This is a genomic window from Pseudomonas sp. GW821-FHT09A09 (assembly GCF_059418405.1).
In genome coordinates, this window is the sequence record NZ_JBWKPU010000003.1 from 242,319 (window position 1) to 262,291 (window position 19,973).

Consider the following 19,973-nt stretch of genomic DNA (forward strand, 5'->3'; position numbering starts at 1 on the left):
TTCTATGAAACGGCTGCACGTTATCGACTCCCACACCGGCGGAGAACCCACGCGCCTGGTGATGAACGGGTTCCCCGAACTCACCGGCGCGACCATCGCCGACAAACTGCACAACCTGCGCACCCAGCACGATCAATGGCGCCGTGCCTGCCTACTGGAACCGCGTGGCAATGATGTGTTGGTGGGTGCGCTGTACTGCGAACCCGTCACGCCCGGGGCAACCTGCGGGGTGATCTTCTTCAACAACGCCGGTTACCTGGGCATGTGCGGCCACGGCACGATCGGCCTGGTTGCCTCGTTGCACCACTTGGGGCGCATCACGCCGGGGAATCACACGATTGATACGCCAGTGGGCCCGGTGACTGCCACCCTGCACGCCGACGGCGCCGTGACCCTGCGCAACGTGCCAGCCTACCGCTTGCGCCAGCAGGTGGCGGTCCAGGTTCCGGGCTACGGCGAGGTGCTCGGGGATATTGCCTGGGGCGGCAACTGGTTTTTCCTGGTGTCGGACCACGGCCAGGTCCTGCACATGGGCAACGTCGACGCCCTCACCGACTACACCTGGGCGATGCTCAAGGCCCTGGAAGACCAGGGCATCCACGGGGCGGACGGCGCACTGATCGACCACATCGAACTGTTCGCCGACGACGCCCACGCCAACAGCCGCAACTTCGTGATGTGCCCCGGCAAAGCCTACGACCGCTCGCCGTGCGGCACCGGCACCAGCGCCAAACTCGCGTGCCTGGCCGCCGACAGGAAATTGCAGCCCGGTGAAACCTGGGTACAAGCCAGCATCACCGGTAGCCAATTCGAAGGCCGTTATGAATGGGATGGCGAACACGTGAGCCCCTTCATCACCGGCCGCGCCTACATGACCGCCGACAGCACCCTGCTGATCGACGAGCAAGACCCTTTCGCCTGGGGCATCTGAGCCCCCGCCGTGTTTATCTGAACGTTGTAAGGAGCAAGAACAATGAGCGACAACATCTTCACCGGTTGCATCCCCGCGCTGATGACCCCGTGCACCGCCGAGCGCCAGCCAGACTTCGACGCACTGGTCGCCAAGGGCCGTGAACTGATCGACATCGGCATGAGCGCCGTGGTGTATTGCGGCTCCATGGGTGACTGGCCGTTGCTCACCGAAGCCCAACGCCAGGAAGGCGTGGCGCGCCTGGTTGCGGCCGGCGTACCGACTATCGTCGGCACCGGCGCGGTGAACAGCCGTGAAGCCGTGGCCCACGCCGCCCATGCCGCCAAGGTCGGCGCCCACGGTTTGATGGTGATTCCACGGGTGCTGTCGCGGGGTGCTTCGGCCACCGCACAAAAGGCCCACTTTGCCGCGATCCTCAATGCCGCGCCTAACCTGCCGGCGGTGATCTACAACAGCCCGTACTACGGCTTCGCCACCCGCGCCGACCTGTTCTTCGAACTGCGCCGCGAACACCCTAACCTGATTGGCTTCAAGGAATTCGGCGGCGGTGCCGACCTGCGTTACGCCGCAGAGAACATCACCTCCCAGGACGATGCCGTGACCCTGATGGTCGGCGTCGATACCCAAGTGGTCCACGGTTTCGTCAACTGCAACGCCACCGGCGCCATCACCGGCATCGGCAACGCGCTGCCACGAGAAGTGCTGCACCTGGTGGCGCTGAGCAAAAGAGCCGCCAAGGGCGATGCCAAGGCCCGTCGCCTGGCCCGTGAACTGGAAGCGGCGCTGGCAGTGCTGTCGTCCTTCGACGAAGGCTGCGACCTGGTGCTGTATTACAAGCACTTGATGGTGCTCAACGGCGACCAGGGCTACGCCCTGCATTTCAACGAGACCGACGTGCTCAGCGACGCCCAGCGCCGCTATGCCGAGCAGCAATACGCGCTGTTCCGCCAGTGGTATGCCAACTGGTCGGCTGAACAGAACGTAGCCTGACCCTGCGCGCCGCTGTGGTTCTCACAGCGGCCCACCCTCTTTTTTTCAGGACGACCCTATGACTCTGACGGGCAAGATGCTGATCGGTCAGCACTCACTCTCTGGCAATCGCGAAGCGATCCGGGCCATCAACCCCGCCACCGACACAGCGTTGGAACCGGCCTACGCCGGTGGCAACGGCGAGCATGTCGCTCAAGCCTGCGCCTTGGCCTGGGCCGCTTTTGACACTTACCGTGAAACCTCCCTGGCGGACCGCGCGACGTTTCTTGAAACCATCGCTGACAAGATCGAAGCCTTGGGCGATGAGCTGATTGAACGCGCCGTGGCCGAAACCGGCCTGCCGCGCCCGCGCATTCTCGGTGAGCGCGGCCGGACCTGCGGGCAACTGCGCACCTTTGCCCGTACCGTGCGCGCCGGTGAATGGATGGACGTGCGCGTCGACACCGCACAACCCGAGCGCCAGCCCCTGCCCCGTGCCGACCTGCGCCAACGCCATGTGCCGTTGGGCCCGGTGGCGGTGTTTGGCGCCAGCAATTTCCCGCTGGCCTTTTCCGTAGCAGGCGGCGATACGGCGTCGGCACTCGCCGCGGGTTGCCCGGTGATCGTCAAGGCCCATGGTGCACACCCGGGCACCAGTGAGCTGGTGGGGCGCGCGGTGGCCCAGGCGGTCAATCAGTGCGGACTGCCAGACGGTGTGTTTTCGCTGCTGTACGGCTCAGGCCGTGAGGTGGGCATTGCGCTGGTGACTGACCCGCGTATCAAGGCGGTCGGGTTTACCGGTTCGCGCAGCGGTGGCGTTGCCTTGACCCAGGCGGCACAGGCACGGCCGGAGCCGATTCCGGTGTATGCCGAAATGAGTTCGATCAACCCGGTGTACCTGTTTGCTGCGGCACTTGAAGCGCGGGCTGAAGGTTTGGCCCAAGGGTTTGTCACCTCGCTGACCCAGGGCGCCGGGCAGTTTTGCACCAACCCCGGCCTGGTGATTGCCATCGCTGGAACCGGATTGGATCGCTTCATCGGCGCGGCCGGTGAACACCTCGCACAGTGCGCCGCCCAGACCATGCTCACGCCCGGCATTTTCAGCGCTTACCAAACGGGCGTCGGCGGCTTGGCAGCCCATGCCAACGTTGTCGCCAAAGGCCTGGAAGCCCAGGGACCGAACCAGGGCCAAGCCCATCTGTTCGTCACCCAGGCCAAGGCGTTTTTGACCAACACGCACCTGCAAGCTGAAGTATTCGGCGCGGCCTCGCTGGTGGTGATCTGCACAAGCGAAGCTGAAGTACGCGAGGTTTCCGAACACCTCGAAGGCCAACTCACGGCCACCTTGCACCTGGATGAGGCTGACTTGCCCTGCGCCAAGGCATTGCTCCCGGTGCTGGAGCGCAAGGCCGGACGCTTGCTGGTCAACGGTTGGCCGACGGGGGTGGAAGTGTGTGACGCCATGGTCCACGGCGGGCCGTTCCCAGCCACCTCCGACTCGCGCAGCACCTCGGTCGGCACGGCGGCAATCCTGCGGTTCCTGCGCCCGGTGTGCTACCAGGACTTCCCCGACACCCTGCTGCCCGACGCCCTGCAACACGGCAACCCGCTGCTGTTGCGACGCTTGCTCAACGGCCAGAGAGAGGCCTAAACCATGCCCGACTCCCACCGCGCAGACATCGCCGTTGTTGGCGCCGGCATCATCGGCGTCGCCTCTGCCCTGCAATTGGCGCGTCAGGGCCTGCGCGTCGTTGTGATAGACCCGCAAGAACCGGGCATGGGCGCGTCCTACGGCAACGCCGGGCACCTGGCAACCGAGCAGGTGTTTCCCATCGCCGACGCATCGATCCTCAAGCGCCTGCCCGCCATGCTGCTGGACCCCATGGGCCCGCTGCGGCTGGACTGGAAGTACCTGCCCCGCGCCCTGCCCTGGTTTGTGCGCCTGCTGCTCAACCTGCGCCCGACCAGCTACCGGCGTACCGTGGCGGGTATCCGCGCGCTGAACGAAGGCAGCCTGGGTGCCTGGCAACGTGTGTTGGGGTCTATCGGGCGCCCGCAGTTGTTGCGCGAAGACGGCTCGCTGCTGGTGTATGAACGCGCCGACTCCCGTGCCGCCCTTGATGCGGTGCAGGTGCGCATGCAGCAGCAAAACGTGCCGGTGGCCTACTGGTCTGGCGATGCTATCCGTGAAGCCGCGCCGCAATTGAGCGAGGGTATTCAAGGCGGGCTGTTCTTCCCCGCCACCGGGCATTTTCTCGACCCGTACCAGGTGGTGTGCGAGCTGGTCAGCGCCGCCAAGGCCGAGGGCGTGCAGTTTCTCAAGCAACGCGCCGTGGATGGCCGAGTACACGCCGATGGCGTTTCGTTAGTCTGTGATCAAGGTACCTTCGCGGCCCGCCAGGTGCTGATCGCCTGCGGCGCCCATTCAGCCAGGCTCACCGCAGCGCTGACGGGCAAACACGTGCCGCTGGACACCGAGCGTGGTTACCACCTGATGCTGCCCCATGAACATCAACGCTTGCCGTTTGCCGTTACGTCGCTTGAGCGCAAGTTCATCATGACGCCCATGGCCGGCGGCTTGCGCCTGGCCGGCACGGTGGAATTCGCCGGGCTGGAACGCCCGGCCAACATGCAACGCGCCTGGCAACTGCACCGCTTGAGCCAGGGCTTGTTCCGCGAAGACCTGAACACCCGCAACGCCACCCCCTGGATGGGCTTTCGGCCCTCCCTGCCGGACTCGTTGCCGATCATCGACCGGGTGTGCGACGGCAAGGTGCTGCTTGCGTTCGGGCATCAGCACCTGGGGTTGACGCAGGCGGCGGTGACGGCGGAGATGGTGGGGCAATTAGCTTCACCAGCCCCGACATTCTCAGGCTTGCCTACGATTGCGTCCTATCAACTGGACAGGTTTTGAGAAGCCTTCAATAGCGCGTCGGCCATCTCCTGGATCTCATCGCGCATATGCAAGGTATCCAGCCAGTGCGCCGGGATACCTTGTACACCGTAAAAAGCGCCAGCCAGTTGCCCTACGATGGCGGCCGTGGTGTCGGCATCGTTGCCCAGGTTGGCCGCCGCCAACACGGCGCCAGCAAAGCTGTGGGTGTGATGAAAACACCAGAATGCTGCCTCCAGTGCCGCCACCGAATACCCCGAGCCGATGATGTCTTCTCGGGGTTTGTCGCGGTACTCACCGCGTGCGATGGCCTCGACTTTGGGCGCGCTCACTGTGAGATGAGATAGCTGTAGAACCTGGTCCTTGGGGCGTCCGTCCAAGGCATTTGACAGCGCTTCGGCCAGCAGCCAGCAACACTCGATGGCCTCTTGAGCGGCGTGGGTCGTTCGCGAACTTTCACCACTGTAGAGGCGAACCTTTTCCCGGTCCGGGAAATAAAACAACACCACCGGTGCCAAGCGCATCAGCGAACCATTGCCCGCAGAAAACGGGTCGGTAGAGCCCGCAAACGGGTCACCGTCCTCCTGATACTTCGCCAACGCGGTACGCACCGTCAGGCCGATATCAAAACACTCGCCCGTCGAGCTCAAATAGCCCCATGTCCACCAGTTCAGGTAACGCCCCATCTGGTCCGCGGCATCGAAGCCGCCCTTGCGTATCAGGCTCTCGGCGAGGCACAGCGCCATCGACGTATCGTCGGTCCATTGGCCACGCTTCAGGTTGAACGGGCCACCGCCCACCATATCCACCAGGGGTTCAAACGAGCCCCGAGGCTTGAATTCAACGGTGGTGCCCACCGCATCACCGCACGCCAACCCCAGCAAACTCCCGCGATAGCGGTCCACACACGTAACAGACATCAGCATTCCTTGATAAAAAGCCCATCCAGACAAACAGGGGCCATGCTACTTGACCAACCGTTTCTCCTTGGAGGGGCGATATCCGAAATACGCGCTGTAACACTTGCTGAAATGACTCGGCGACACAAACCCGCACGCCACCAGCACGTCCACCTGTGACAGCTCGGTGTGCTGCAACAGCCGCCGCGCCTCGGTGACCCGCAGTTCCATGTAATAGCGTTGCGGGGTGGTGCCCAGTTGCTCCTTGAACAACCGCTCCAACTGACGGCGCGAGCGACCGGCGTAGACCGCCAGTTGGTCCAGCTCCAGGGGTTCTTCGAGGTTGGAATCCATCAGCTTGACCACTTCACGCAGGGGCGCGCTGACGCACACGTTTTCGGTCGGCTTGATGCGCCGGTAGCGCGACTCTTCGAAGGACAGAATGTCTTCGATGCCTTCGACCAGCGCCTTGCCGTGCAGGCTCTTGATCCAGTCGAGCGCCATGTGGAAAGCGCCCGAAGGGCTGGAGGCCGTGAGGCGGTCGCGGTCGATCACGTAGGGTTCGCTGGTGACCTGCGCCGCCTTGGCCACTTCCGCCAGCGCCGGGCGGTGTTCGGGGTGGATGGCGCAGCGGTAGCCTTGCAGTAACCCGGCGCGGCCGAGGAACCAGGAGCCATTCCACAACCCGGCGAGGTTCACGCCGTGTTCGGCGGCGCTGCACAGCAACTGGTTGAACTCATCACTGGCCTTGAGCTCGGTGCGAAAACCGCCGCAGATCACCAGCAGGTCAAGGTCTTGCATCACTGCCGGTTCAAGGCGCGCATCCGGGCGGATCACCAGGCCCAGGTCGCTGATGACTTCGCCATCGCCCCAGCCGAAGGTGCGTGTGGCAAACAGTTGCGGGCGCAACAGGTTGGCGGTCACCAGGGTGTCGAGGGTCTGGGTGAAGGCCGGCAGGGAGAAATGTTCGAGCAACAAGAAGCCGACGCGGGTGGCCGGCGTCGGCTGTTGCGGGTTTTCATTCAGGTAGCGCAGGTTCTTGCCTTTCATGCCACCGCTGAATTGGCGTCTTTCCATCGAGGGTTGGCCCACTCTTATTGTTGATGCAGTGGGCGCTATCTTAGAGGATTGGCGAGCCAAAGCGGCTAAATCGTGGCATCCAGTTATCGAGGATCTTCGCGGAGGCCAGGATATGGTGCGCATGCCCGATCAACAGGCGGCGCGGCACAAAGCCGATGTAGCGTGAATCGGCGCTGTTGTCGCGGTTGTCGCCGAGCATGAAGTAGCTGTCGGCCGGCACCACCACCGGGCCGAAGTCCCGTGCGGCGCGCACGGCCGGCATGAACTGCACGGTGCGCCGGCTGCTGTTGGCCAGTTCAGTGAGCTTGATGCCCGGGATGGTCTGCCCCGGCCCCATGGGTTCGCTGATCGCCTGCTCATCCTGATAGATGGCCGGCACACCGTTGACCCACAGCACCTCGTCCTTCATTTGCAGGGTGTCGCCGGGGATGCCGACGATGCGCTTGATCAGGCGCTCGCCGTCCTTGGGCGAGGAAAACGTCACCACGTCGCCGCGTTGCGGGTTGGCCAACTCGGCCACGGAGATGTCCGTGAGCGGCAGCTTGAGGTCATAGGCGACACGGTTGACCAACACCACATCGCCTTCCACCAGGGTCGGGCGCATGGAGCCGGAGGGGATCGGGTTCCAGTCGGCCAACGAGGTACGGAAGATGCCGAAGCACAGCCAAAAAATGATCGCGTAACGGTACTTGCTCAGCCAACGTCGCATACATCCTCGCTCTGCATCAATCGGCGTAGAGCCGTCTCTACGCCAGCCACGGTCACTTTTGGCAACAATCACTGCCCGGCATGAAGATTACATTAAGGCACAGGGCGAGGCGTGCAATGCACGGCATCAACGCCTGATCTTCATAAAGCCGGTGCTCTGCAAAGCCCTGTACTGAGCCCTCACAACCCCATCTGATACGGTTTTTTCTTTTGCATCTGCGTCTGTATCGAAATCTGCCCCGGGCGGACAATGGCGTCACTCCCGACACCCTTGTCGAGCACGGCAGGAATCTCCCTGCCGTCCCCTTCCCTTCGGAGGCCTTATGACCAAGATGGCACTTTTCCTGTTCGGCTTTCTGGTGCTGACCATCGGCATCGGCCTGCTGGCAACCATCTCCCCGGTTTAAGCAGTAGTCAGCGGAACGTCACCATTTCGAAATCTGCCGAGGTACCCGCGGCCTGCGCCGCCAGGTCGCTGATCGCAATCGTGCGCACCTGCACACCCTCGTTCCAGGGGTTGGTGTAACTGAGCTGGCCGCTCGCCGGGTCGATATGAATGATCGCAAAGGCATGCCCGTCGCCTTTGGACCAATCCCCATTACGCGCCGGTTTGCCGCCGAACACGATGGCCGCCCGGCTGCCCACCACACTCGCGTGGCTCAGCAGAAACTGGGTGATGTCCTGGGGTGAACTGTGGGCATCGGCCAGGCGCTGGTGATCACCGTATTGGCCGGCCAGCAGCTCCATGACCTTGTTGGTTGGCAGCGAGCCCTTGGCCGGGTCGAGGTGGAAATACTGGAACATCGCCCCTACCACCGCCGCAGCGGGCGCGTCGCCCTTGCCGTACTGGTCGAGGTCGGCGGCTTGCAGGTGGAACACCGTTGAAGGCGCGCCCGGCAGGCTCACATTAAAACTGCCGTCCGTATTGAGCGTGACACCGCGTTGCAGGATCTGCGCGCCCATCTGGGTGTTGGAGAACGCCTTGACCACCGAAATGCCCACGCAGTCGCCTTCGCTGGTCTGGTTCAGATGGGTGCCGATCGGCTCGGCGATGGGGTTACCGGCCAGGGCCGGCTTCCAGGGGCCGGCGTCGATCACGCTGCCCTTGGCATCACGCTGCAACGCGCGAATGCTGCCGTCGGCGCTGTAGCTGCCGTCGCTCAGGGAGGCGACGATGTTCTTCACGTCGGTGTTGAGGTTGTCACGCGCACCGCCATCGCGCTGCATCGTCGCCTGGAACGCCTGGGCGGCCGTGGTGATGCGTTGACGGGTGTCGGCATCCGGCCGGCCACCGCGGCTGCGGTCAAGCTCGGTGAGTAATTGGTGGTAGGTGGTTTCGATGGCGCGGATGCCGACGAGGTTGTCGGCATGGGCGGCGACGGACGCCGCCATGAGCACAGCAAGGACGAGGGGACGCTTCACGCTCGGGTTTCTCATAGAAGGATTCTGAAGCGATACTTCGAACCCGACGCCCGTTCAATCGCTTCGTGCCGCAACATCCCGTAGCAGGCCTGACATGCAGCGCCGAGCATGCAGTAGCCCATCAAACCCCGTCAATGGCGGCACGCGGCTATATCAGCTGGCAACCAGCATCGGGTACAACGACACCACCAACAGCCCCGCCATCGACCAGTTGAACAGCCGCAGCCAGCGCGGTTCGCGCAGCACATTGCGCAGCCCACTGCCACACACCACCCACACACAGACACTGGGCAAGTTGACCACGGCAAACACCAGGGCAATCACCAGCACATTGGTCACGTAGCCCTCGGCCGGCGTGTAGGTGGTGATCGCCCCCAACGCCATGATCCACGCCTTGGGGTTGACCCACTGAAAGGCTGCGGCGCCCAGGAATGTCATCGGCTTGCCCTGTGCATCACTGCCCTCGGACATGCCCCCGGCGTTGGCGATTTTCCACGCCAGGTACAGCAAGTACGCGGCGCCGGCATAGCGCAATATGCTGTAGGCCCATGGGAAGACCTTGAACACCTCACCCAGCCCCAGCCCGACCGAAATCACCAACAGCATGAACCCCACGCTGATCCCCAGCGCGTGAGGCATGGAACGACGAAAACCGAAGTTCACCCCCGACGCCAGCAACATGGTGTTGTTGGGCCCCGGCGTGATCGACGACACAAAGGCGAACAGCACAAAGGCCGACAACAGGCTGGTAGACATGAACATGGCGCGGCATCCAAGCGAAGAGGTATGCCTGCGACAGTAGTGGTTTCTGGATCCAACCGCCCCGTACAGCTAAGGGCGGATCGAGGAATACACTTTGGCGCGGTCGAGAAACTGGCGACAGTGCGCCGCGGTTTGCTCGGTGCACTCGATCATCGGCAGGTGGCCGATGCCGTCGAGGATCTCAAGGTGCGCATGGGGAATGCCCGCCAGCCAGGTGTGCGCGCTGGCCACCGGCACCATGCGGTCTTCGCGACCCCACAGGATCAGGCTGGGCACCCGCACTTGTGGCAGCCAGGGTTCCAGGCGTGGGCTGTCGGAGAAGTTGGCGAAGATCTCGGTCAAGGCCTCGCGACGGCGGATGTAGGTATGTGCTTCGGCGGCCAGCAGCACTTCAGGAATGTAGGGTGGCGCGGCCATGGTCATGGCGAAAAAGCGATCGAACTGTGCCCGTGAATGAATCAGGAACGGGTTGTCGCCGCGGTTGACCAGTTCTTCCACTTCGTTGGGTTGCGGCAAGTGCACGCCCGCCGCACCAATCAGCCCCAGGGAAATCACCCGCTGCGGGTAATGGGTCGCCAGCCAGGTGGCGACATACGCCCCCATGGAACTGCCGATCACATGCACCTTGTCGACCTCGCACGCATCCAGCAACGCCACCATGCGCCGCGCCTGGGCCGCGATGCTGTAGTCGCCGCCCGCCACAAACGCATTTTTACCGTGGCCGGCGAGGTCCGGGATCAGCAGCCGGTAGTCGTCGACAAAGTGCCGGGCAAACCCCAGCCACACGCCTTTGTCGGCACTGAACCCATGCAACAGCAACAGGGCTGGCGCGTGACGCTCCCCCCCTTGGTAAGTCGCCAGGGTCATGCCCTTGATCGGCACGGTGATCGCCTTGAGCCGTGAGCGCCGCGATTCGACACGGGCGATGACCTCGAACAGCACATCCCCCACCCGTGGGTACGTCCACCACACGCACGCGGCAACGATGGCAAGCACAGCAACCACGACAAGCATCAAGGCATCTCCGACAGCGAGGTGAATAAACGGATGGCAGGCAATCGCGGGCGCACTGCAATTGGATTGCCTTCACTGATCGGTATACTTGCGCACTTCGCTTGAATCGGCGCTGAACACATCACGAAAGGAAGAAAGATGGGTAAACGGTTCCCGACCAACCTCGCGGGAACCGTTTATCAGGCCTGACAGCGCCCGTCACTCAGTTCTGCGGCCGTTGCTTGGTCGAATCCAGCTCGGCTTTCTTCGCGGTGCTGATTTCGGTGATCTGCGCCGATTTGGCAATCGCCAGGTCAAAGGTGTCCTGCATCTTGGCGATGGCATCGGTCGAGGTGCCGTTCAGGCCACCGTTGGCCGCCCAATCGAAGTTCCACACGCCGGACAGGTTATCGGCACCGGCCACGTCGTGGGTTTCGATGGCGGTGAATACGTCCGGATGACGCTCCATGTACTTGGCCGCATCGGACACATTGGCGGGCACCTTGCCCGAAGCATTGTTAGCGAGCTGTGTCAGCTCTTGCTTGGTAATGGCCGACTTGCCCGACTGGCGCATGTAGTCGGCAATCACCTTGCTGGACTTGGCGATGTTCAACTTGTCATCGAACGAGGACGGTGAAGACTTTGGCGTGCTCGGCCCGCCGGTCGCGGGCGTTACGGTAGTAGACATCGGCGCTGCTCCCTCAATGAAACGAATGAAATCGTCGTGCTGACGATACCCCGTCGCGGACGGTAGCATGGGCAATGGGCCATTAATCACCCGCTTCACAACAATTCACAAGAACCGGAATATTTCGCGGGCAGCGGCCGACATTCAGCCGCTCCCCTGCCCGTCAATCCTCAGGCAACTGCCGAAGTCGCCACAAAATGGCCGGGGCTGACTTCCCGATAGCTCATGCCCTGCGCACGGTGATTCACACCGTAGATACGGCTCGGCACCGCCTCCTCCATCAGGCTGAAGGGCGTCCTGACCGCATTGAGGTCTGCCGACGGCACGGCGCTCAGCAATTTTTGCGTGTAGGCGTGCTGCGGGTTCTCGAACACGTCACGGCGCGGGCCGATTTCGACGATGCGCCCGTGGTACATCACACCCACCCGATGGCTGACGCGCTCCACCACCGCCAGGTCGTGGGAGATAAACAGAAACGCAATGCCCATGTCCCGTTGCAGGTCCTGCAGCAGGTTGATCACCTGGGCCTGGATCGACACGTCCAGCGCCGACACCGCCTCATCGGCGATGATCAGCTTGGGCGACAGGGTCAGCGCCCGCGCAATGCAAATACGTTGACGCTGCCCACCCGAGAACTCGTGGGGATAGCGTTGGGCATGCTCGGCCGACAGCCCGACCCGCTCCAGTAAATCGCGCACGATCTTGCGCGCAGCCTCGCCTTGGGCTATCCGGTGCACCAGCAGCGGTTCCAGCAGGCTGTCCTCGATGGTCAGGCGCGGGTTCAACGACGCATAGGGGTCCTGGAACACCATCTGGATATCCCGGCGCAGGCGCTGCATGCCGCTTTTGCTCAGGGTGGCGAGGTTCTGGCCGCCGAACCGGATATCCCCGCCCTGGATCGGCATCAATCCGGCTACCGCACGGGCGCTGGTGGACTTGCCACACCCGGACTCGCCCACCAGGGCCAGGGTTTCTCCCGGATAGATATCGAAGTCGATCCCTTCGACCGCATGCACCCGGCGCTGGACCTTGCCCAGCAGCCCGCCCTTGAGGTCGTAGCGGATGGACAGCGCCTTCACGCTGAGGATCGGCGCACCGGCGTAGTCAGGCGCCTGCTGCGGCAATGCCTGGGTTTGCTCGGTGCTGTCCTCGATCAGTGCAAACTTGGCCGGCAACGACGTGCCGCGCATCGAGCCGATCCTCGGCACCGCCGCCAGCAATGCCTGGGTGTAAGGCTGCCGGGGCGCCAGCAATACCTCGCGGGCCGCGCCGTGTTCGACGGTCTCGCCCTTCTTCATCACCATCACCTGATCGGCCACTTCGGCCACCACGCCCATGTCATGGGTGATAAAGATCACGCCCATGGCCAGGTCCCCTTGCAGTTCCTTGATGATCCGCAGGATCTGCGCCTGCACCGTGACGTCCAGCGCGGTGGTCGGTTCGTCGGCGATCAACAACGTCGGCTCACACACCAACGACATGGCGATCATGATGCGCTGGCGCATGCCGCCCGACAGTTCGTGGGGATAGCGGCCCATGACCTGCCGGGCATCGGGGATGCGCACCAGGTCGAGCATGCGCAAGGCCTGCGTCTCGGCCTCCGCACGGCTGCAGCGTTTGTGCAGCACGATGGCTTCGGTGAGCTGGGCGCTGATCTTGAACACCGGGTTGAGCGAGGTCATCGGCTCCTGGAAGATCATCGACATGGCCGCCCCCCGCAGGCGACGCAGCACCGACTCGGGGGCGTTGACCAGGTCGATGATCGCGTTGCTGCGCGTGTGCAACTCCATCGAGCCGGACAACACGCGGCCACCGGCGCGCTTGACCAGGCCCATCATGGCCATCGATGTAACGGACTTGCCCGAGCCGGACTCGCCGACGATGGCCAGGGTTTGGCCACGCATCACCTCGAAGGACACATCGCGCACCACGGCGGACTCACTGCCCCGCGGCCCGAACCCGACACTCAGGTTACGCACACGGGCTACCAGATTCTGTTCCATGCCTGCTCCTTTAATCGACGATGCGCGATACGGCGGCATCCAGGTCGGCACGCGAACGAGCGACGTGTTGCCGGTGCTGGGCGACCCAGTCACGGTCCTGCTGCAGCTCGCTTCTCGCGACCGCCAGCAGGCGGGTGACTTCACCGGGGCCGACGCCACCGGTGGAGGTACGCGTTTCGACAAAGCGCCGAGGGTTCAGGGCATCACGGACCTGCTCATCGGAATAGCCCAGCGTGGAGCCGATGGTTTCCAACGCCGCGTCATCCAGCGCCGCCCCCGTGACAGTGCCCGGAGCGACACCCGCCACCAGGCAGTTGCGCACCAGCCGCGCCACCACGTGATGCACCTGGCGGAACGAGACACCGCGCTCACGCACAATCACATCGGCCAGGTTACTGGCCGTGCACCAACTGCCGGACAACAGCTCGGCCATGCGGTCTTCGTGCACCACCAAGGTTTCGATGATGCCGGTGAACAGGTCCAGCATGCCTTCGGTGGTGGCAAGGGCGTCGTGGATCAACGGCAGGTCGCGCATGGCCTGGTCGCCGGTGCCTTCGGAGCGAAAGGTGGCCAGCGCGGTGCTGAGCCAGGTCACCGACCCCCCTGCGGCTTTTTTGATGGTCTCCAGGCCGCTGGGGTTTTTCTTTTGCGGGAAAATACTGCTGGTGCCGCAGTAACCGTCGTGGCTTTCCACCGTCGCGAACTCGACGCTGGACCAGATATGCAGGTCGGTCGCCAGGTCATTCAGATCGGCCATGACAAAGGACAAAGCGCCGATGGTTTCAGCCGCATACCAGGCTTCGCGGCCCAGCTTGGAGTTTTCCACCAGGCTGTCGAAACCCAGCAAGTGCGTAGTGCGTTCACGGTCCAGCGGCCAGGATGTGCCCGCCAGGCCTACCGCGCCCAACGGGTTGCGGTTGACCCGGGTATAGGCGTGCATCAACCGGCTGAAGCTGTCGTGCAGGCGCGAGGTGAAACTCAGCAGGTAGTGGCCGAACACCCAGGGCTGGGCGTGCTGCATGTGGGTGTAGCCGGGCATGATGGTGCCGGCGTGCTGCGCGGCTTTCTCGATCAGGGCCACCTGGAATTCATTGATACGCTCGAGCACTGCCAGGATGCGCGTGCGGTCATACAGCCGACGCACCGTCGCGCCCTGATCGATACGGCTACGGCCGGTGTGCATCTGGCCGGCGGAGTCTTCGCCGATCCTGGCGAACAGGTAAGACTCGACTTGCAGCAGGAAGCTGCCTTTCTTCACATCGAAGGGGAAATCTGCGGGAGACATCCCCCGTATCCGGCGCAACTCGGCGAGGATGGCCTGCCCGACCGGCCGCGACAGGATGCCCTGTTCGACCAGCATCACCGTGTGGGCCAGATCGACTTCGATGAACTCGTGGAACTGGCGTTTCTCGGTCTCCAGGGCCGGGATGTCGTGGTACTTGACCATACGTTCGGCCGGGGGCGCGCTCAAACGGGCGTCGGTCAACAAGGTTTCGCTGGCATGTGCATTAGACATTTTCAATCACCGCTCACTGAATTCTACATTCTTGAAATCGAGAGTCCCTTCGTAATCCACGTCGAGACCGTTCAAACCTTTGCGCAAACCCATCACTTGTTCCTGATCGAACAGCGGCAGGTTGTCGGGGTCCTTTTCCCACAAGATCTGCTGGATCTGGCCGTAATAGGCCATGCGTTTCTGCTGATCCAGCTCGCGTGCGGCCAGCTGGAGCAGCGTGTCCACCTCGGGGTTGCTGTAGCCGGTGAGGTTTTGCGGGTCACCGCTGGACAGCTTGCGGCGCAGGCGAATATCGGCGTCCGACAGCCCGGTGCCGAGCAACCACATGTTCGCGTCGTTGGAGCCTTTGCCGGTGCCTTTACCGGGCTCCTGGCGATACAGGTTTTTCTGGTACGTAGCCCATTCCCACACTTTGAACTCGGTTTTCAGGCCCACGGCATTCAGGTAGCCCTGCACCACCTCGGCGACCTGGCGGTCCTTGGTGTAGCGTCCGGCCGGGGTCCACAGCACCACCGTGCCGGGGTACCCGCCCGGGTACACCTCATTGATGATCTGCCTGGCTTTCTGCGGGTCGTACTGCGCTGGCGCGAACGCACGGCGTGCTTGTGTGCCTTCTGGGAATGGACCTGTGGGCACCTTGCCGTAGCCCAGCAGCACCTTGTTGACCAAGGCCTGGCGGTCAATGGCCAGGCTGACCGCACGGCGAATGCGCGAGTCGTCAAAGGGCGGCTTCGTCAGGTTCATTTCAAAGAACACCTGGAAGGTGCTGGGCACGCGCAGCAATGTGGACGTGTTCAGCGCCTTCAATTCCATTGCGGCTTCGGGTGACAGGTTGGCGGCGATGTCGGCGTTTTGGGTGCGCAGTTCGATCACCCGCGAAGCGTCTTCCTTGACCGGGCGGAACACGATCCTCGACGGCTTGCCGGGCTCGCCAAAAAAGGCGTTGTTGCGCTCGATCACCGCCTGGTCATTGGGTATCCAGCTGTCGAAGACATAAGGCCCCGTGCCGACCGGGTGATGCCCGTAGGCCCTGCCGTACTTGACCACCGCCGCCGGGCTGCTGATGGACGAGGATTGCTTGGCGAGCAACTCCAGCATGGTGGGTGACGGATGCTGCGTGGTGATCCGCAACTCATAGGGCGCGATCGCCTCCACTGCCACGATGTCGGCATAGTAGGAACGGTGGGGCGAACCGAGCTTGGGGTCGCGAATCCGGTCAAGGTTGTACTTTACAGCCTGGGCATTGAAGTCGGTGCCGTCATGAAACTTGACGCCTTGGCGCAGTACGAACGTCCATTGCTTGCCGTCGTCGGTCCTCGACCAGGACTGCGCCAGGTCAGGCATGAAACGTTCATGGTCGTGCCCTTCCCACGCGACCAGGCGGTTGAAGACATGATCGATCACGTTGTAGGACGGCACGCTGCGCGAGATGGCCGGGTCCAGGGTGTCGATATCCGAGCCCTGCACGAAGGTGATCTGGCCTTGCTCTTTTGCCTGGGCAAGCGCGGCGTTGCCTGTCGACAGTGCCAGCACGTTGAATGCAAGCAGGCTGCCGATCAGCGCTGCCAGGAGTTTTAAACGCCCCATCAGTGTTCTCGCTGAAAAATGGGTGAGTGTTCGGGTGCAGGCACCGCGCCGATCGCCGTCACGCATTGCGTGACTTGGGATCGATGTAATCGCGCAGTGCGTCGCCCACAATGTTGAAGCTCAAGATGGTCAGGACCAGGGCGCACCCCGGCGCCAGCAGGATGTAAGGGTGGGTGGTCAGCAATGGCCGTGACTCGGCAATCATCGAACCCCACTCCGGCATCGGCGGTGGCGGGCCCAGGCCCAGGAAGCTAAGCCCGGAGCCGATCAGGATGGCTTCGGCCAGCGACACGGTGGCCTGGATGATTACCAGCGAGCCGATGTTGGGCAGGATGTGCACCCACAACAGGCGCAGGTCGCTGACACCAATCGACTTGGAGGCCAGCACGAACTCGCGGTTTCTCAAGGCTGCCACCGGCCCGGCGAAGAAGCGGACGTAGATGGGAATGCTGGAGATGGCAATGGCCAGCGTCAGGCTGAGGATGCTGTTGCCCGCCACGGTGATCACCAGAATGGCCACCAGCGTGCGGGGGAAGGCGATCATGGCGTCCATGACACGCATCACCAGGCTGGCCAAGGTGCCGTTGTAGTAACCGCACGCCGCGCCCACCGCGACCCCAATCGCCATGGCGATGGCCACGCTGGACAGCGCAACAGTCAAGGTAATGCGCGCGCCCCACAGCACACGGCCGAGCAAGTCACGGCCCATCTGGTCGGTGCCGAACAGAAAGTCGCTGCCGGGGCTGACCAGAGAGCGGGACAAGTTGATCTTGGTCACCGCATCCCAGTCAAAAAACAACGGTGCGCACACCGCAGCGGCGGTCATGATCACAATCACGACCAATGCACTGAAGGCGAACCAGCGCTTATGGGAAACAAGGAAACGGACAAACCCAGGCCGACGCTTCTTGGAAGTAAGCATACTGGCCTCAGTTGTAGGTGATGCGAGGGTCGAGGACGCCATAGACCAAGTCCACCATTAAGTTGATGATGACAACCAAGGCGGCAAATACCAGTACCGTGCCTTGAACCACATAAATATCGCGCGCCATGATTGCATCAATTAAAAAACGCCCCATGCCTGGCCACGCAAAGACTGTTTCGACAATAACGGCACCGCCTAACAAGCGGCCAAAGTCCATACCAAATACAGTGACCAAGGGAATTGCCGCATTGGAAAGTGCATGTTTGATCACGACTTTATAACGGGGTACGCCTTTGGCGTAGGCCGTGCGTATATAGTCTTCCTGCAATACGTCCATCAGGGTGGAACGGGATAACCTGGAGAATGTCGCCACATACGGCAGGCCCAATGTCAGCGCTGGCAATACCAAGTGTTGCCATCCGCCGCGCCCCGTGGGCGGCAACCAGCCCAGGCTGGCGGAGAAGACCGACATCAGGATCAGCCCGAGGAAGAAACCGGGTACCGAAATGCCCAACACGGCGAATGTGGTCAGTGAGCTGTCCAGCAGGCCCCGAGGCCTCAGCGCGGCGATGATGCCCAGCGGCACGCCGATGATCACCGCCAGTAACATACCCGCAGCCGTCAGTTCCAGAGTGGCCGGGAGCGTTCTTGAGATGCCTTCCAGCACCGGCGTGAACGTCTGGAAGGATTCGCCAAAATCGCCGCTGACGACGTTCTTTATATAGATGAAGTATTGGTTGACGAGGGGTTTATCCAAGCCGTAGTTGATACGTATCTGCGCTATATCCTCTTCCGTTGCATCCGGGCCTGCCGCTAGTTGCGCGGGATCGCCCGGAATAAAATGCATGACCAGGAATATCACCACGGACACACCTAATAGTATGGGAAAAAGGAGTAATAACCGACGCAAGGTGTAGTTCAGCACGTGGCATCCTCTTTTTTTATTTTACGATAACGCCGCCCAACAGTTTGACCGGGTTGCGATCGATTAAAATGACGCAACTAAATCATCGCCCCGTTACAACTTGATAGCAAACCGGCAACCTGTTGGACGCACATAACAAAATGTTATACGCTCAAAAAAGTGCCTCTTTCCTGTTTACCACCGAGCCGAACAATGAAACTCAACCCGCGCCAACTGGAAGCCTTCAGGACAGTGATGCTGACCGGCAGCATGACCATTGCCGCAGAAGCCCTGCAAGTCAGCCAGCCTGCTGTCAGCCGGTTGATACGCGACCTCGAGACGGCGCTGTCGATCCGGCTGTTCCGCCGCGAAGGCAACCGGCTGATCCCGGGGGCCGAAGCCCAGGTGCTGTATGCCGAGGTCGACAAGTTCTATCAGGGCATCGAGCGTATCGAGCGTGTGGCGCAAGACCTGGTCACCCTGCGCACAGGCACCTTGCGCATCGGCGCCATGAGCACACTGGGCTTGAGTGTGGTGGCTGAAGGGGTGTGCCGCTTCGCCCGCAGGCACCCCGAAGTCAAGACCTCGCTCGATGTGCGCAACTCCCTGGGCATTCTGGAATTAACCTCGGCCAACCAGCTCGACATCGGTTTTGTGCAGATCCCCTCGGGCGAGTACCCCGGTATTTTTGCCATTCCCTTGCCGCCGATCAGTGCGGTGTGCGTGATGCCGGAAGATGATGTGCTGGCCAGCAAGAGCATGGTGACCCTGGACGACCTGCACGGGCGCCGGCTGGTGACGATGAACGCGAACAACCCGTTGCAGCGCCGCATCCGCTCCGCCATGGAAGCGCGCGGTGTGGCTGGGCTTTCATCGGTAGAAACCACGGCCGCCCATTCGGCATGCGGGATGGTCGCGGGCGGGCTGGGCATTACGATCTGCGATCCTTTTACAGCGTCGTATACGAAATACCCGGGGATCACGTTCCGCAAACTCGACCAGGACATCCCGTTCGAAGTGTCCATCGTGTTCCCCGGCCATCAGCAACGTTCACAGTTGGCGTCGGATTTCATGCGCGTGATGGAGACTATCTTCAAGTCGGAATTCGTTTCCTTGATTCCACGCGAAGCCTATTGACCCTACTCTTCGGGGAGCTGAACCATGTGGAATATTCGCTGCATCGCGCTGATTGCTTTACTGGGCATCCCGACCTTGTCCTTGGCCGCAAGCGACATCCAGGTCGGCTTTTCACCGGAAGGCACCGCCCGCCAATTGGTGCTCGACACCCTCGGCAGTGCCCAGCACAGCATCCAGATGCTCGCCTATTCCTTCCAGGCCACAGACATCACCCGGGCGCTCGTTGATGCCAAACAGCGCGGCGTGAACGTGCGTGTGGTCATCGACAAAAAACGCAACCTGGGCAAGGCCAGCAAGAAAGCCATGGACTTCGTGAGCCGCAACGGTGTGGAACTGCGCACCAGCGATCACTTCCACCTGCAGCACGACAAGACCCTCATCGTCGATGGCACCACGGTGCAGACCGGCTCGTTCAACTACGCCGCCTCGGCCGAAACGCTGAACTCGGAAAACGTGGTGGTCATCCGTAATCAGCCGGTGGTGGCGCGCCAGTATGTGGAGCACTGGCAATCGCGGTGGGAGCTGGGTGTGCCGTATTCGGCGCGGTGATCGGCTG

General features: G+C 62.3%; 18 protein-coding genes. 6 read left to right on the top strand and 12 right to left on the bottom strand.

The window, feature by feature from the left end:
• Positions 1 to 4: 4 nt before the first annotated feature.
• Genes AC07OV_RS04165 through AC07OV_RS04180 form a run of 4 tightly spaced genes read left to right on the top strand, consistent with a single transcriptional unit; the run spans position 5 to position 4,814 of the window.
• The gene (locus tag AC07OV_RS04165; RefSeq protein WP_495091646.1) at positions 5 to 931 is read left to right on the top strand and encodes a 4-hydroxyproline epimerase; all 927 of its coding nucleotides are present in this window, start codon (positions 5 to 7) and stop codon (positions 929 to 931) included.
• Positions 932 to 973: 42 nt separating this feature from the next.
• On the top strand, positions 974 to 1,921 hold the full coding sequence (locus AC07OV_RS04170; RefSeq protein WP_495091647.1) for a dihydrodipicolinate synthase family protein: 948 nt from the start codon (positions 974 to 976) through the stop codon (positions 1,919 to 1,921).
• Positions 1,922 to 1,979: 58 nt separating this feature from the next.
• Complete coding sequence (locus AC07OV_RS04175; RefSeq protein WP_495091648.1) at positions 1,980 to 3,551, top strand: aldehyde dehydrogenase (NADP(+)); 1,572 nt, start codon at positions 1,980 to 1,982, stop codon at positions 3,549 to 3,551.
• 3 nt (positions 3,552 to 3,554) lie between these two features.
• Positions 3,555 to 4,814, top strand: a complete 1,260-nt coding sequence (locus AC07OV_RS04180) for an NAD(P)/FAD-dependent oxidoreductase (protein ID WP_495091649.1) — start codon at positions 3,555 to 3,557, stop codon at positions 4,812 to 4,814.
• Here AC07OV_RS04180 and AC07OV_RS04185 read toward each other — a convergent pair.
• The 12 genes from AC07OV_RS04185 to AC07OV_RS04240 all read right to left on the bottom strand — a co-directional run bounded on the left by AC07OV_RS04185 (position 4,796) and on the right by AC07OV_RS04240 (position 18,301).
• Positions 4,796 to 5,713 carry an ADP-ribosylglycohydrolase family protein gene (locus AC07OV_RS04185; protein ID WP_495091650.1) on the bottom strand — a complete coding sequence of 306 codons (918 nt, stop codon included), beginning with the start codon at positions 5,711 to 5,713 and terminating at the stop codon, positions 4,796 to 4,798. The genes AC07OV_RS04180 and AC07OV_RS04185 overlap by 19 nt on opposite strands.
• A gap of 45 nt (positions 5,714 to 5,758) precedes the next feature.
• Positions 5,759 to 6,742: a GlxA family transcriptional regulator gene (locus AC07OV_RS04190; protein WP_494996017.1), complete on the bottom strand. Its 984-nt coding sequence runs from the start codon at positions 6,740 to 6,742 to the stop codon at positions 5,759 to 5,761.
• Positions 6,743 to 6,812: 70 nt separating this feature from the next.
• A complete protein-coding gene (gene lepB, locus AC07OV_RS04195; protein ID WP_494995884.1) occupies positions 6,813 to 7,481 on the bottom strand; it encodes a signal peptidase I in 669 nt (222 codons plus the stop codon).
• Positions 7,482 to 7,894: 413 nt separating this feature from the next.
• On the bottom strand, positions 7,895 to 8,902 hold the full coding sequence (locus tag AC07OV_RS04200; RefSeq protein ID WP_495091651.1) for a hypothetical protein: 1,008 nt from the start codon (positions 8,900 to 8,902) through the stop codon (positions 7,895 to 7,897).
• Between the two features lie 153 nt (positions 8,903 to 9,055).
• Positions 9,056 to 9,664 (bottom strand): LysE family translocator, encoded by a 609-nt coding sequence (locus AC07OV_RS04205; protein WP_494995886.1) that lies wholly within the window; start codon positions 9,662 to 9,664, stop codon positions 9,056 to 9,058.
• 69 nt (positions 9,665 to 9,733) lie between these two features.
• Entirely contained in the window at positions 9,734 to 10,678 is a 945-nt protein-coding gene (locus tag AC07OV_RS04210; protein WP_495091652.1) for an alpha/beta fold hydrolase, read from the bottom strand.
• 202 nt (positions 10,679 to 10,880) lie between these two features.
• Positions 10,881 to 11,345: a hypothetical protein gene (locus AC07OV_RS04215; protein WP_176995965.1), complete on the bottom strand. Its 465-nt coding sequence runs from the start codon at positions 11,343 to 11,345 to the stop codon at positions 10,881 to 10,883.
• Positions 11,346 to 11,515: 170 nt separating this feature from the next.
• Positions 11,516 to 13,348, bottom strand: a complete 1,833-nt coding sequence (locus AC07OV_RS04220; RefSeq protein ID WP_495091653.1) for an ABC transporter ATP-binding protein — start codon at positions 13,346 to 13,348, stop codon at positions 11,516 to 11,518.
• A 10-nt stretch (positions 13,349 to 13,358) separates the two neighbouring features.
• A complete protein-coding gene (argH, locus tag AC07OV_RS04225) occupies positions 13,359 to 14,864 on the bottom strand; it encodes an argininosuccinate lyase (RefSeq protein ID WP_495091654.1) in 1,506 nt (501 codons plus the stop codon).
• 6 nt (positions 14,865 to 14,870) lie between these two features.
• Positions 14,871 to 16,451, bottom strand: a complete 1,581-nt coding sequence (locus AC07OV_RS04230) for an ABC transporter substrate-binding protein (protein ID WP_495091655.1) — start codon at positions 16,449 to 16,451, stop codon at positions 14,871 to 14,873.
• A 58-nt stretch (positions 16,452 to 16,509) separates the two neighbouring features.
• Complete coding sequence (locus tag AC07OV_RS04235; RefSeq protein ID WP_495091656.1) at positions 16,510 to 17,373, bottom strand: ABC transporter permease; 864 nt, start codon at positions 17,371 to 17,373, stop codon at positions 16,510 to 16,512.
• Between the two features lie 7 nt (positions 17,374 to 17,380).
• The gene (locus tag AC07OV_RS04240) at positions 17,381 to 18,301 is read right to left on the bottom strand and encodes an ABC transporter permease (RefSeq protein WP_495091657.1); all 921 of its coding nucleotides are present in this window, start codon (positions 18,299 to 18,301) and stop codon (positions 17,381 to 17,383) included.
• Between the two features lie 192 nt (positions 18,302 to 18,493).
• Here AC07OV_RS04240 and AC07OV_RS04245 point away from each other — a divergent pair, with 192 nt between their 5' ends.
• Both AC07OV_RS04245 and AC07OV_RS04250 read left to right on the top strand, forming a co-directional pair.
• Positions 18,494 to 19,417, top strand: a complete 924-nt coding sequence (locus AC07OV_RS04245; protein WP_495091658.1) for a LysR substrate-binding domain-containing protein — start codon at positions 18,494 to 18,496, stop codon at positions 19,415 to 19,417.
• A gap of 24 nt (positions 19,418 to 19,441) precedes the next feature.
• Positions 19,442 to 19,966 (top strand): phospholipase D family nuclease, encoded by a 525-nt coding sequence (locus AC07OV_RS04250; protein WP_494995894.1) that lies wholly within the window; start codon positions 19,442 to 19,444, stop codon positions 19,964 to 19,966.
• The last annotated feature ends 7 nt before the right edge of the window (positions 19,967 to 19,973 follow it).